The sequence below is a fragment of the Corynebacterium sp. HMSC076D02 genome, from assembly GCF_001813815.1.
Taxonomy (GTDB): Bacteria; Actinomycetota; Actinomycetes; order Mycobacteriales; family Mycobacteriaceae; genus Corynebacterium; species Corynebacterium simulans.
The window spans coordinates 93,885-109,055 of the sequence record NZ_KV814045.1 but is presented as its reverse complement, the minus strand read 5'-3'; the positions used below and the strand labels follow the sequence as shown (position 1 = coordinate 109,055).

Here is a 15,171-nt window from a genome sequence, read left to right as displayed (position 1 = left end):
ACAGCTTGCCGACGTCCTGTGCCACAATGGGAAGCAGAAAACTTCATACCGCACCATACATTCCGGCCCCCTCGTGTGGCTGCAGAAAGCCTGTGTCAGTCAAAAGGTGCTGATTATGTTGCCTGCGCCCGGGGATTGTGCCGCTGATTTTGTCAGGAGAAGGTCACCAGATGGCGACTAAGAAGACTACGAAGACTGCAAAGAATACGAAAACTGAAAACTCATATGCTGCTGCAGCAGCTTTCGCCGCAAAGATTGACCGCGAAGCTTTTGCAGAAAAGACCCGCCTGTATACGGTGGCAAAGCAGCTGGGGCTTAGCTCCAAAGAGCTCGTTGCTGAATACGCCGAGCTGGGCCTGAAAAAGGCCGCGCAATCCTCCCTCACGCGGGAAGAGGTAGGCCAAGTCCTCGATGCCATCATCGCCAAGGCGGGCGATGGCGAGGCCCAAGAAAACAAGCAAGAAAACAAGAAGGCTAAAAAGAAGAAGGCCGTCGCCCAGCCCGCTGAGATCAAAGACGAGCAGGACGATGCCAAGCTGCGCGACCGCGTGCGCAAGAACGTCGCCAACGAGATTTCCCAGATCGAGGAAAAGATCGAGGCCGAGCTCGCCGAAACCGCTGAGACCGTCGAAGACACTGCGCAGCCAGAAGAAGCTGAGCATGCGGACACGGGCACCGTCGACGTCGAGAAGCTGCATGAGGCGCTAGTAGAAGCCGGCGATGAATTCGACGAAGACGAGTATGCACCCGTCGTTACGCCGATGCCGCAGGACGAGCCAGAGGTCTACGACTTCGCTCCCATCTTCATAGCGCCGAAGTTGGAAAAGCCGCAGCCGCGTGAGACGGAGGAGACCTCCGAGGAAGCTCGCAGCGGTGGTCGCCGACGCGGTAGCCGTGGTACGTCCCGTGGCCGTGGGGCACAGGGGCATGAGCACGAGACCGAGACGATCGAAGAGCCTAAAGCAATCAAGGGTTCCACTCGCATCGAAGCGCAGCGCCGTCGTCGTGCCGAGCTGCGTGAGAAGGGCCGAGAGCGTCAGCACATCGTCTCCCAGGCGGAGTTCCTGGCGCGTCGGGAATCCGTCGAGCGCACCATGGTCGTGCGCGACAAGGAGCGCGCCGATGGCGCTGGCATCATCACGCAGGTTGGCGTCCTCGAAGACGATCTCCTTGTAGAGCACTTCGTCACCACTGAGGCCCAGGCCTCGCTCATCGGCAATATCTACTTGGGCCGCGTGCAAAACGTCCTGCCTTCGATGGAGGCTGCCTTCATCGACATCGGACAGGGCCGCAATGGCGTGCTTTATGCCGGTGAAGTGGATTGGCGTTCTGCTGGTCTGGGCGGCCGCGGACGCAAGATTGAAAATGCGCTCAAGTCTGGTGACCAGGTTCTGGTCCAGGTGGCTAAGGACCCAATCGGTCACAAGGGCGCGCGTCTGACCACCCAGATTTCCCTGGCCGGCCGTTACCTGGTCTATGTCCCAGGTGGCCGCAGCGCGGGTATTTCCCGCAAGCTGCCTGTTCCGGAGCGCAAGCGCTTGAAATCCATTTTGGAGCGCGTTGTGCCTGGCGACGGCGGCGCAATCATCCGCACCGCAGCCGAGAACGTCTCCGAAGAGGCCATTTCCACCGACGTCAATCGCCTCCATGACCTGTGGGAGGACATCACTCGCCGCGCTGAGCACGAGAAGTCCACCAAGGGTGCCAAGCCGGTGACCATGTATGAAGAGCCAGATCTTCTGGTTAAGGTCGTCCGAGACCTTTTCAACGAGGACTTCACCAAGCTCATCGTTGACGGCAAGCGTTCCTTCAACACCGTCAGCGCCTATGTAGAGTCCATGGCGCCCGATCTCGCTGACCGCGTGGAGAAGTACGACGCACGCAGCAACGGCGGGGAAGACGCCTTTGTTACCTACCGCATCGATGAGCAGCTGCATAAGGCGCTCAGCCGTAAGGTATGGCTGCCTTCCGGCGGCACCTTGGTCATTGACCGCACTGAGGCCATGACCGTGATTGACGTCAACACCGGCAAGTTCACCGGTTCCGGCGGCAACCTGGAGGAGACGGTCACCCGTAACAATCTTGAGGCTGCCGAGGAAATCGTGCGCCAGATGCGTCTGCGTGATTTGGGCGGCATGATTGTCGTGGACTTCATCGACATGGTTCTGCCGGAGAACCAGGAGCTGGTTCTGCGCCGCCTCAAGGAGGCCTTGGGTCGTGACCGCACGCGCCACCAGGTTTCTGAGGTCACGTCGTTGGGTCTGGTACAGATGACCCGTAAGCGCCTGGGCACCGGCTTGGTGGAGACTTTCTCCACCGAGTGCGAGACCTGCCATGGCCGCGGCATCATCATCCACGAGTACCCAGTGGAAGAAGAGCAGGATACTCACGGCAGTCACGAGCACAAGGGACGCCGCCAGCGTCGCGAACGCCGTCACCCCGAACATGATCCGCAGCAGCATCCGGCTGCCGTTGCCATGCACCGCCACGAGGATGAGCAGGACCAAGAGCAACAGGGGGAAAAGAAGACCTCCATCGAGGAACTCGTAGCTGGCATCGTCGTGGGCGAGGAGGAGCAGGACGAGCAGAAGGGCAATAAGAAGCGCCGTAACCGTCGTAGTCGCCGCGTCCAGCGTGAGGAAAGGAAGCCTCAGGACGCTGGTACTTCTGCAGAAGACATCGCAAGCATCGGTTATGCTGCTGCGGAAAACGCCGCAGAGCTTGACGACGTCGCAGAGTTCAGCTCGTACGTTGCCGACGAAGAAGAGCAGCCACGCCATGATAAACGCAAGAGCGGACGCGGCCGTCGTCGTAGCGTGCGTTCGAATGCTCCGAAGCAGCAGGAAAGCGATAAGCAGCAGACCTACGAGGAAGCCGTTGCAGAGTTCGAGGCTTCGCCGCGTCGTAAGCGCCGCACCCGTGGCAACTCGCGTTCCGACCACCGCCCGCAGCCGCAGGACTTCCTGGCTCCGGCTGAAAAGGAAGCGCCCGCCGAGGAAAAGGTGGAGCGCAAGCCGAAGGCTGCGCTAAAGCGAGTGCGTGGTCGTCGCCGCGTTGTTCGCCAGAGTGCTGCCAAACCAAAGGATGCCCCCGTGGTAGAGCCCGAGGCAGAAGAAGCAGGAGAGCCTGCAGCTACCGAAACCAAGGTCATTCGCCGTGGCCGCAAGCGGGCCGTCCGCAAGGCGGTGGCTCGTAAGTCCGCGCAGCCAGCAGCAGAAAACACTCAGGAAAATCCGGCTAAGCAGAGCGAAAATCGCCAGGCTGAGTGGGAAAAGGGGCGTGCTTCTGGCAAGGGCGGCAGTGGGCGCGGACGGCGTCGCGTAGCACGGCGCAGCGCAAAGTAGGCCTTCGCCACGCGGGAGAGAAAATACGCAGTTTGTATTTTCTGCCCGTGACGGGGTAGTCTTTGACAGTCGCTGTTTAGACCATGAATGCGCTGCATCGGCCGAGTCGTTGTTTTGCGCGGGCGCCACACATAGCGCCAGGGATAAACGCAATAAGTAATTGTCCATTCAGAAGTGGCTCACCCTGCCGCTTCTGAGCCGAGTTTAGATAAGGGGTAACCCTCTATGTACGCGATCGTCAAGACCGGCGGAAAGCAGTACAAGGTTGCTGAAGGTGACCTCGTCAAGGTCGAGAAGATCGAGGGTGAGCCGGGTACGTCCGTAGCTCTCACCCCGGTTCTGCTCGTCGATGGCGCAACCGTTAAGGCTAAGGCTGCTGACCTGGAGAAGGTCTCCGTCTCTGCTGAGATCGTCGAGCAGGGCAAGGGCCCGAAGATCGACATCTTGAAGTACAAGAACAAGACTGGCTACAAGAAGCGTCAGGGCCACCGTCAGCCGCTGACCGTTCTGAAGGTAACCGGTATCAAGTAAGCCTTAACCGGCTCGAGAAATCCCTGAAGGAGGGAAAACCACATGGCACACAAGAAGGGTGCTTCCAGCTCCAGCAACGGTCGCGACTCTGAGTCTAAGCGTCTCGGCGTCAAGCGCTTCGGTGGTCAGCAGGTTAAGGCCGGCGAGATCATCGTGCGTCAGCGCGGCACCAAGTTCCACCCAGGTGAGAACGTTGGTCGCGGCGGCGACGATACCCTGTTCGCACTCGAGGCAGGCGCTGTTGAGTTCGCTATCAAGCGCAACCGCCGCATCGTGAACATCGTTCCGGCTGAGCAGGCTGCAGTTGAGGCTTCTGCCTAGTTAATAACGTAAAAAGGTCTGATTCCGATTTTTGGAGTCAGACCTTTTTCGTTTTTGTATTTACGCCTTCTTTTTCAGGAAAATTGTCCGGCTTTACAGAAAAATATTAATCAAATAAGAAAAGATTCAATGTATTAATTTTTCTCTTATGTTCACCGTGTGGGTGGAAAAATGACAAAAACGGGGGTAAAAGAGCTGATTTTTGCTGCGTTATGGGTGGCGATTGTGCGGTTTTGTGACCGAATAGTGTGGGTAAAGATGGTTTCATAGTTTGTGGGGTTGCGAACGATTTACTAGGATTGAACTGCTAAATATTCAGCGGGCGCCATTTTAACGCCCTCGATGCCCCAGTTTGATGGGGGAATAGGATTCCCTATGTCTAAGTTCTCTATGCGCTTGGCAGCAGCAATTGCTGCAGGCACCGTATCCGTTGCAAGTGCTGGTTTCGCTGCGCCCGCTCTCGCTCAGGAAGCTGGCGTTGAAACCACGCCTTCCGCTCCTGCCGCTGCCGCTGACCTCGTAGACCCCAACGCTACGGTCACCCTGAACATCCACAAGTACGAGGGCGAACCAGAGCCGGGTAACACTGGTGCCCCTAAGAATCCTGACGCACTGAAGCCTCTCGACGGCGCTCAATTCGTGGTGGAGAAGGTTCAGGGAGTAGACCTCACCACCCAGGCTGGCTGGGCAAAGGCTGCAGAGTACGGCAACTACACTGTCGATCAAATCAAAGCTTTGCCCGCTGATAAGGTTGGAGAGACCCTCACGACTAGTGGAGGTCTTGCAACGTTTACCGCAGCAAACGGCCAGGGCCTCTACCGCGTAACCGAGCAGAGCCGCACTGGTTACACCACGGCCCAGCCTTTCCTGATTGCTCTGCCATACTCCAATGAGGACGGCAAATGGACCTACACTCGCGACGTCTACCCGAAGAACCAGAAGCTGGTCCCCTCCAAGCAGGTTGATGACTCCGCTGCCACCATTGGTACCGACCTCAAGTACACCATCAACGCTCCGGTTCCAGCCAGCGACCTGACGACCTTCAAGATCGAGGACAAGCTCGTGCAGGAACTGACCCTCAAGACCGATGGGATTAAAGTCGCAGCCAAAGGCGTCGATCTGCAAGCTGGCACCGACTACAACATCGACACCGCCAACAACACCCTGACCGTAACTTTCACTGAAGCAGGTATGGAGAAGCTGGAGAAACAGCGTGTTACCGATCCTGCTTTGAAGGTCACCGTTGACTTCGCTGCGACCGTCAAGGAGATCCCAGCCGGCGGTGTTATCACCAACACCGCAACCATCAACTACCCGAACGGCGCTACCGTCACCACCGATGGCGACGGCCCAACCAGCACTACCTTCGGCACGTTAACCATTAACAAGACTTCCAAAGGTGGCGATAAGCCACTGGCCGGCGCGGTATTCGAGCTGTACCAATGCGTTGCTAAGGACGGCGGCGGATACACCGCTGTTGGTGACCCGCTGAGCGTCGCAAGCACTGCTAGTGGCAACCCGCAGAAGACCTTGACCACCAGCGGTGGCGATAACGCTAAGTCGACTGCAACGGGCTTCGGCGTTCCGATCAAGTCCTATGCTGCAGTAACAGGTGATTCTCAGAACAACTACTGCGTTCTCGAGACCAAGGCGCCAGACGGCTACGTTCGTAACCCAGAGCTGCAGCACGTCGAAATCAACGAAGGTGACCTGACCTTGACGGCGACCGTCGAGAACCAGAAGAACACCATCATCAACAAGCTGCCGGCTACCGGTGCTTGGGGTATCGTCCTGGTCTTCCTGGTCGGTCTGCTCCTGCTGGCTCGCGGTCTGTACACCTCTTACAAGGACAACCGCGCCCAGGCCTAAGGAGGCCATGTGAAGGGAAAGCGCAGGCGTAATCCGCGAGGGGTCATTTACCTCATCCTGGCTATTTTGGTCTTCCTCCTTCCGGTGGTGCTCACCCAGTACAAGAACTGGGAACAGCACCGGATTGCGGAGGAATACAGCCGCAGCGTCTTTGACCTCACGCCGGAAAAGCGCGAACAGGCTTTCGCTGAGGCGCAAGACTACAACGCGCATCTGCCGGAAGTCGGTGCGCCGGATCCTTGGGTAAACGGTGTAGATACCAAGTCGCCTGACTATCAGCACTATCTGCAAGTGCTGCGCCAAGTCGGCCCGATGGCACGCGTGCGAGTTCCTTCCGTTGGCATTGACTTGCCCGTCTATCACGGCACGTCGACTGATGTTCTCGCACACGGCGTGGGCCACCTCTACGGCACGGCGCTTCCCGTTGGTGGGGAAGGAAACCATGCGGTCCTCACGGGCCATACAGGTCTCGCCACGCTGACCATGTTCGACAACCTCACCCACATCAAAGTGGGAGATGTTTTCACGGTTGAGGTCATGGGCAAGACCATGGCCTACAAGGTGGACCAGATTGAGACGGTTCTTCCCGATCAAGTGGAGGCCTTACGTGCCGAAGAAGGCCGCGATTTATTGACCTTGGTGACGTGTACTCCATACGGCATCAACAGTCACCGCCTTCTGGTTCGCGGTGAGCGTACCGAGCTACCCGCTGAGCTTGACCAGAGCTATCACTCGCTATGGCAGCCGTGGATGATTGCAGCGATCATCATCGTGTTGTTCGTTCTGCTTTACCTGCTGTGGTGGTTCCTGGCAGGGCGCAAACGGAAGAAAAAAGAAAAAGAATTAGAGGAATCCTAACGTGACTACCAGAGGGCGATGTGAGGCATTGATGCGCTTGGCCGTTGGCCTGTTCTTTGCGTGCGCCTTGCTCGTCGCTGTCTCGCCGGCGCCAGCGCATTCGGCAAGCACTGGTAGTTTGGCAGTTCACAAGAGTGCTGACCCCAAAGGCATCAACTCCAACGTTGGTGCTATCTTCGTCGTCCGTCAGCTTCTTGGGCTGCCCTTGGCCAGCCCAGAAGAACTCGGGCAGATGGTTCAGGATAATCCTGCCTTGTTGACTTCGAAGCCTGGCATGGAGCTCGGGCCTGAAATTGTTGCAACTACTGATGAGACCGGTACTGCAACGTTTACAGGCTTATCAGAGGGCGTGTACCAGGTAACCGAGCGGCCCCGACGCACCGACAATTCCTACGAGGATGTGGCAAGCCCTTTCCTCGTCCCCGTAAAGAATGACGTGCAGGCTGAAATCAGTGCCAAAGCGCAGCCGGTGATTGTCGATAAAACAGTGGACGCTCGATCAGTCGAGGTTGGAGCTGTGTTGGACTATCGCATCAGGACGTCGCTGCCGCCTTGCGACGCCCAAGGAAAGCTCCACCAGTTTGTCGTGCTCGATGAGCTGGATCCGCGTCTTGCGTTTCGGCGTCTAAAGTCCATTACCGTGAGCAACCTCAATGGCTCGCGAACTTTGGAGGACGGGCGTGATTTTCGCACAACCCTTGACGGTAACTCAGTTGAGATCGTGATGGAACAGTCTGGTCTAGACATTCTGGCGAAGGCACGGCTCGGCAATCCGGAGACCCGTGTGGAAATTCACTTGGAAGCAGAAGTGCGCTCTTCTGCAACTGTTGGCGATGTCATCACCAACATTGCGCGCTTTAGCCCCGACGGCTACTGCCTACCAAACCTAAGTCCCAGTGTTTCGACCTTGGCGTATTCCGATGCTAACGGCCGTCAAGTAACTGAGCGCGTTGTTCTTGCTGCAGCTGAACAGTGCCGTGGCGATCAGCCTGCCACTATCCAGTCCACTCCAGCGAAAGTCGTCGTTGCAGGCAAAAATCATCCGATCGATGACGACGATGACGATAGCGATGGACAAACCCAGACGGGTTCCGAGACTCATAGGCATCCCGATTCTCCGAGCAGCGGGGTAGTCGACGATGCTGGCAATGACAGCAAGGGCAACGGCGTCGGCGAGCAAGCAAAGCGTATTGCCGGCAAGATTGCCGACAACCTCGCAAGCACCGGCGCCAGCGTGATCGGCATCGTGCTCGCTGCGATTACCGCATTGGTGCTGGGCTTTATTCTCGTTCGCAGGCGCGACGAGGATGACGATGACAATGAAGGAGATGGTCGCGTATGAGGGTACGCCCGGCCAACCTATTTCATTCCTCACACACAATCTTTTCCGCAGGAGCATTTATGACGGTTAACACCAAGACTCGGCGCCTTTTCGCCGCATTATTGGTGGCGTTCGTGACGCTAATGCTAGTCGTCGCGCCCTCTTCGCCGCTGAATAACTTGGTGACGCCCGAAGCCGAGGCACAGACCAGCAAGGGCTGGGCCACGAACGAGGCGACGTACAAGCAGTGCGGTTTCCGCAGTGGCACCGGTGAGGCCGCCAACTATGCGGACCAGCTGTGCTGGATCGACATGTCGGATCTCAATAACTCGGTCACCACCTACCCGAAGCCCGTGAAGAAGGATCTCGGCCGCTACGAGCTGACTTTCGACGTCATGTACGAGACAAAAGACGACCGCGGCTACGACACGAACACTGATCCTTCCAAGGTGCAGACTTATTCTGGTCCGGTGGGTGACGGCGTCTTTGGCCGCAATGTAAACGACACCGACTACTTTGTCCCGCGTTCTGGTCAGGAGGCCATCCAGCCGAGCGTGGTGTGGGGTATAGGCACCGGAATTACGGCCGCATCGCAGCAGGCCACCCTGCGCTTTCGCAACATCAAGGTCAAGGATAAGTTCACCGGCCAATACGTGAGCAATTACCGCACCTCAATTGTTGATGCACAGGACACTCGTGGTTGGTCATTATTTACGGAAAACTTGACCATCGATGCCCCCGAGACGGGGCAGACCATTTTTCCGTACAAGCGTTTCACTCCGGGCGGTTATCGCTCCGCGTGCGATGCCAATAACAATTCCAGCAACGTCTTCGGCCCCGGCATCGAGGATTACTACGGTCGCGGCGATAACACGCCGAAAGACTTCGTGTGCAAGGAATTCTCCATCAACACCGGCAAGGCCGGCTCCTACATTGTGGGCGGCGATGGCCTGACGAGCCTCGACGTCGGCTTCTTTACTCGCAACAACTTCCAAGGCGTTGCACTAGCCCTCAACATGGGCCGCATGACCGGTGACGTCGTCCAGCCGGATACCATGATGGAAAAGACCATCACGGGTCAAGAGACCAAGTTCGATTTCTCCATGGCCACCCGCTATGGCAGCACCGACACCAAGGTTCCGTGGCAAGGCGCGAACACCTACACCCAGGCGCTGCGCCGCATGTCCCCCGATGTGAACGGCAACGTTGCCGCCGATTCCATGGTGTTCAAGTCTGCTGCCACCGGCACGGAAAAGAGCAAGGCGCTGGCCCGCTATACGCCGACGTGGCGTTGCACCCTCGGTACCACGGATTACACCATCAAGGAAGGCTCCGTGCCTCCGGGATTCCGGCTCAACAACGATGCCGCGGCAGGTACCTCCGAGGTGGTCTATCAAAACAAGTACTCGGTTCCCATGTCCTGTACTGTCACGTGGACGTCAAAGTACCAATTCTCCGCGCTGACCCTACGCAAGACGGTCACCGGTACCGCGGCCGGCTTCGACGAGGTGCAGTCGCGCAAGTTCAACTTGGGCTACCGCTGCGCCGCCCCGACCGGCTACTCCGATGCTTACCCCACGATGAAGCTGGAGGATTCCCGTGATCTCGCCGCTGGTGATGATTACACCGTTGAAGGTCTGCCAGCCGGCGCGACTTGTACCTTGACGGAGAAGTTTGCTGATGGTGCTCCGCCTGCCCGTCCAGGTAAGGAACTGACCCTGACCTGGAAGGGCAACGGCACCTCCCAGAACACCGACGCCGTGCCCGTTGGTACTGTCACCCTGAAATCCGGTGTCAACGCCGCCGATCACTCGAACGACATCGAGGCAAACAACAACTATGACTACCGTCCCGGCACCGTCAACATCTCAAAGACCATCACCGGCGAACCTGTCAACGAGCTCGGCAGCCCGCGCGATTATTCTTTCTCGCTACGTTGTTTGACCACCAATTACAGTCAGCAATCCACGATCCAGGCCACGGGCACTGGGGATGAAATCGCCGGCGATACGAGCTTTAACAATGTCCCAGTCGAGCGCGATTGCGTGCTCAAGCCACTGTCTGGCCTTTCCGATTCCGAGGCCGAGCGCATTAGCTTCGACGGCCGCGATGTCTGGGTTGATGGCCAGCAAATTCAAGCCAACTCCGATGGCACCTACACCATCCGCCTGAAGGATTATCCGCAAGGTGGAACCCCGACTGTGTCCGATATTCGTATCGAGGCGCACTACTCTTACAAGACCCGCGACGTCCGCGTGATCAAGCAGTTGCGTGGACCAGGCAGCAGCTTGTTGGACGCGGGTACCACCTTCCCGGTGCACTATCGCTGCACCGACCCAAACGATGCCGCCTACAACCTCGAAGGCGACATGAACATCACCACTGACACCGCCAATCCGGTCAAGATCGAGGGCGTGCGCGTCGGTGCAGACTGCTACGTCTACGAATCCGGTAGCCCCTCGCAGCAGAACGTCACGCTTGACCGCACCACGGTCTCCGCGTCCGATTCTTCTGACGTGGTGACCACCCTCAACAATGAGGAAGCAAAGACCACCCCGGTTTTGACCGTGAACAAATCCACGGATACCAACCAGAACCGCGTTTCTGTGTCGAACCACTACCTCAATAAAACGGGCACGGTCGATTTGACCAAGCTCGTTAACAATTCCGTCAACGGCGCTAACCTGCCTGCTGACTACGAGCTTTCCTTCCGCTGTGGTACCCGCACGGTAGAGACGACGAGCGATAACTATGTTCCTGTCGACCTCACTGGTACTGTCCGTTTAGCCGATGGGCAGACCGAACGTCTCGTCGCCGAGGTCTCCGATCCCACGATTGCGGGGCTGGTTAATGACCGCGACGGTGCGATGGGCGTGCCCTATGGCAATGAATGTACGTTCTCTGAAACCACTCCTTCGACTGGCAACGGCGTTCTGTGGTCAACCGACGCCAAGGAGCAGACTTTTACAGTCGATTCTGACTCTGAGTCCGTTAGCCTGACCAATACCTTCGAACCCGCCGGTAAGGGCATCACCATTACCCAGTCTGAGGCAGGCGTCGACGAGTTCTTCCGCGACGTCGACTACGAATTGACCTGTACCGCCGACGACGGCAGCCCCTTGGACCTAGGCCAGTACGCCACTATCACCCTGGGGCCCGATAACCCGAAGGAGACCGTGCCAGCCACCGTCGTGACGTCGGGAAGCACGTGCCAATTGGTCGAATCCGACAGCAACCGTGAAGACGGCAAACGCAATGGCTACGCCATCGACCGTGATTCCAACATTTCAGTCGATGGCGAGTCTCAGACCTTCAACGACGAAGCTCGCATCGTTTCTGGTGAGTTCATCGTCGGCGATTCCACCATTGCACAGGTAACCCACACCTACGACTACCAAGATGTCACCGTGGCTGTGACCAAGCAGGTCGACTTTGCCAATGAGGCTTACTTCTCCCAGGCCCGCAAGGACGTCAAGTACAACCGTCAATTCGATTTCACGATGAAGTGCACGCCACCCGGTGGCGGCAGCGTCATCACTGTCTCCGGTAAGGTCAGCTCCCCGCAATCTGATGATGCGGCTAGCCAGTCCTTGAGCTTTGATAACATTCCGGACGGTTCCGAGTGCGTTGCGGCAGAAGGTGAGACCACTGCTGCCGAGGGCATCACTTTCACCCAGGAAGTAAAAGTCGGGGACGCTACAGGCGATCGCTCCCTGAACTTCGACGTCAGAGGCAACCAAGACGTGAAGTTGGTCAATACCTATACCCGTCAGCTGGCAGAGGTGAACCTGGACAAGGTTGCTAACACGCCAGTCGACGTCCAGGCAGCTTATGGCTCAAACTGGAAAGACCAGTTCTATACCCACAACTTTGCATTGGTCTGTCGTGACCCAGAAGGGCCTATCGATGGTTCGGGCAACCTTGGAACCTTCCCGGTCAACAGCACCATTCAGGGACCTGGCTCTACCAGTTTTGCTGATATCCCGGTCGGCGCGGAATGCGAACTGACCGGTGACAAGTTTGGTCAGCTCAACTTGACCCAGACCGCGCCGGACGGCATGGAACTGGAAACGCACATGCGTCCAAGCAAGGTGCAGTGGCGTCTGCAGCGCGACGAGGGCATGACCTACACGGATACCGATCTCGCAGATGGTGAGACCACCTCGCAGAAGTTCATGATTGAGGACGACATCTCCGATGGAGGCCTGGGCAACAAGGTCGAACTGGTCAACTTCTATGAATTCGTGAAGTCGCCCATCAAGATGAGTAAGAAGATCGTCGCCAATGCGGACGACCTTCAGGTGCTGCGCGAGGCCAACCCAGAGTTCCGCTTCGACTACCAGTGCCAGGGCGTGGGCTATTCCATCTCTAACGTGGGGCTGCCTACCAGTTTGAATGCGGGCGATACCACTGCCTTCCCGGATGGCACGTTGACCTTCACCTCGGACGAGGTTGAGGTTCCTTCCGGTGCGTGGTGTACCTTCACGGAGCTCGCTCCTTCTGCCACACCAGAAGCTTTGGAGTGGAAGCAGGACCCACGTGAGGTCGACAAGCGCGTCGGTGAAGAGGGCCAACCGGCGGTTTCCTATGACTTCACCAACACCTACACGCGCCGCACCGTCCCCGTGTCCTTCGCGGCGCTGCAGGATGGCTACCTCGGTGGTCTGAGCAACAATAGCTATGACTATAAGGTCAGCTGTACTGCTCCGGGCTTTGATAGCCAAACGTTGAGCTTCGACGTCAATAGAGCTAACTCGAGTGCGACGGTGGCTGACGCCAGTGCACCTTCGGGTGGCAAGGTTGTAAACCTGCCGGTGGGCTATGACTGCACCTTGGATGCAAGTGGTTCCTCGGCCCTGCGCGAGCGCGTGCAGTTAGAAGTGACCGCGGGCACGCGTTCTCCGTACATGACTTTCGCGACGTGGACGAAGGAGGGCGCCGCAGCCGATAACCCGGATGTAAAGCCTGCAGATATTCCACTCGACAAAGTCACCAGTGACTTGAAGAAATACACCTACGATTTTAGGCTGGATAGCGCGCTGCGCTCTGAGACGGGTGCTCCGGTGTTGACCATCGCCGGTGAGGCGATGCATCCGCGCGATAGCGTTGAGGTCACCTTCACTAAGCAATCTGTTGGCGCGGCAGGAGAGGGGCGGACCTTCGAGTTCTCCTCGAGCTGTGGTGAGACATTCACTTTGAAGTCTGGCCAGTCGCATACGTTGAGTGACATCGAAGTTGATCAGAACTGCACCATCGGCGAGGTCATGAATCAAGATTCTGCGTCTCCGGTTGTCTCCGTGGGTGAGACCGGACCGCGCCTGGGTAATGTGAAGGCGAATAACTCCATCGATCCGACTACCCACACGGTGACTTCTGGCCAGTGGTCCTTCGATGTCCTGCCGGTAGCGAAGGCCAGCGATATGTCCACTTCGGGCAGCAAGTGGGAACTGACCGGTATCAATACCTTCCCTGGGGTCAACATCACCAAGAAGATTGATGGCGCACCTATCAGTGCGGTCAGCGGAACGGTGGCCGATACCGCGGTGCTTCCCGACGACGCGACCACCATGCGTTTCAACTACACGGTAGAAAACAACGGCGCCTTGCCGCTGACTGACCTCAAGCTCACCGAGCCGGAGTTGGCTGGCCGCACTGTGGTAGCCGCTGATGGATCCGAGTACGTGGTGCCGGAAGGTGGTGCGATTCCCACTGAGGTTTGTGCCCCAGGCGATCTCGCTGAAGGGGCATCCACCACCTGCAGCTTCGACGTGAAGATCACGGAGTCGACGGAGGATAACTTCTACTACCGCGGCAAGGTTACTGTGACGGCGCTGGGCAATAACATCCTCGTCTCCGACGACGATAGCTACGGTGCTCTGCGTCTGAAGGAAGGCCTCGGCTTCCTGCTGCCGGATACCGGCCGCCAGACCCTGGTGTGGGCGCTGCTCATCGGCCTCATTCTGCTGGCAATCGGTATGGCTTTGTACCTGCGTAATCGCAACGACGAAGAAACCGATGGCGAAGACTAAGACGAAGAAGAACCAGTCACGCAAGAAGAAAAGCTCGCTGTGGCTGGTTATCCTCGGCATCTTGGTGCTGCTGTATCCGATTGTTGCCACGCAGTACAACGATTGGCAGCTGCAGCGCCAGGCGGAGAACTACCGGCGCGCCATTGAGCGCATCGACCCGCCTGCCCAGCGAGAGGCCTACGTGCAGCAGGCACATGAGTACAACGATTGGTTGGCGGAGCAAGGTCATCATGCTTTCCCACCGAATCCTTCTTCACCGGGCTTTGAGCGTTACATGAAAACGCTCAATGCCCCAGAGGCCGGGGGCGCGATTGCGCGACTTCGCATTCCCGCAATTAACGTCGATCTTCCCGTGCGGCATACGACTGCCCCTGCTGTGCTTTACGACGGCGCGGGACACATGTTTGGTTCCTCACTGCCGGTGGGAGGTAAGGGAACCAATGCCGTTATTTCTGCACACACCGGCATGGTGGACGCGTCGATGTTTGATAACTTGCCGCGACTCAAGGACGGCGAAATCGTCACCATCGAGGTGATGGGCGAGTTGCTGCATTACAAGGTCGTGGGCCGCGAGGTGGTCAAACCTGATAAGTACGATGCGGTGACTTATGAGCCTGACAAGGATCAGATCACGCTGATCACCTGCACCCCGTACGGCATCAACACGGATCGTCTGCTCGTGCATGCAGAACGCGTCTACATTGCGGGCGGAGATGAGGATTCGGGCTGGCATCCAAAGCTGTCGTGGTGGATGATTGCCGCGCTTAGCATCATCGCCATCTCTTTGCTTATCATCATCTATCTGGAATGGCGTCGCCGCCGACGTAAGCAAGCCCGCGAGGAACGTCAGGCTAGGAAGCAGGCGGCCGCCGATGGTAGTATGAGCAGCTCAGAGTAA

At 57.7% G+C, this 15,171-nt stretch carries 8 protein-coding genes; all 8 read left to right on the top strand.

The window, feature by feature from the left end:
• The first annotated feature begins 170 nt into the window (after positions 1–170).
• The 8 genes from HMPREF2935_RS05940 (at position 171) to HMPREF2935_RS05905 (ending at position 15,171) form a co-directional block, all read left to right on the top strand.
• The gene (locus tag HMPREF2935_RS05940; protein WP_070455901.1) at positions 171–3,344 is read left to right on the top strand and encodes a translation initiation factor IF-2 N-terminal domain-containing protein; all 3,174 of its coding nucleotides are present in this window, start codon (positions 171–173) and stop codon (positions 3,342–3,344) included.
• A gap of 225 nt (positions 3,345–3,569) precedes the next feature.
• Complete coding sequence (gene rplU / locus HMPREF2935_RS05935) at positions 3,570–3,875, top strand: 50S ribosomal protein L21 (RefSeq protein ID WP_061924117.1); 306 nt, start codon at positions 3,570–3,572, stop codon at positions 3,873–3,875.
• 42 nt (positions 3,876–3,917) lie between these two features.
• Positions 3,918–4,196, top strand: a complete 279-nt coding sequence (rpmA, locus tag HMPREF2935_RS05930; RefSeq protein WP_005531747.1) for a 50S ribosomal protein L27 — start codon at positions 3,918–3,920, stop codon at positions 4,194–4,196.
• A 375-nt stretch (positions 4,197–4,571) separates the two neighbouring features.
• Positions 4,572–6,065 (top strand): SpaH/EbpB family LPXTG-anchored major pilin, encoded by a 1,494-nt coding sequence (locus tag HMPREF2935_RS05925; RefSeq protein WP_070732387.1) that lies wholly within the window; start codon positions 4,572–4,574, stop codon positions 6,063–6,065.
• A 9-nt stretch (positions 6,066–6,074) separates the two neighbouring features.
• Positions 6,075–6,923, top strand: a complete 849-nt coding sequence (locus HMPREF2935_RS05920) for a class C sortase (protein ID WP_061924111.1) — start codon at positions 6,075–6,077, stop codon at positions 6,921–6,923.
• A gap of 1 nt (position 6,924) precedes the next feature.
• Positions 6,925–8,265: an isopeptide-forming domain-containing fimbrial protein gene (locus HMPREF2935_RS05915; RefSeq protein WP_141756024.1), complete on the top strand. Its 1,341-nt coding sequence runs from the start codon at positions 6,925–6,927 to the stop codon at positions 8,263–8,265.
• Positions 8,266–8,324: 59 nt separating this feature from the next.
• Complete coding sequence (locus HMPREF2935_RS05910; protein WP_070732382.1) at positions 8,325–14,273, top strand: DUF5979 domain-containing protein; 5,949 nt, start codon at positions 8,325–8,327, stop codon at positions 14,271–14,273.
• Positions 14,260–15,171, top strand: a complete 912-nt coding sequence (locus tag HMPREF2935_RS05905) for a class C sortase (RefSeq protein ID WP_062037842.1) — start codon at positions 14,260–14,262, stop codon at positions 15,169–15,171. Before HMPREF2935_RS05910 ends, HMPREF2935_RS05905 begins: the two co-directional genes overlap by 14 nt.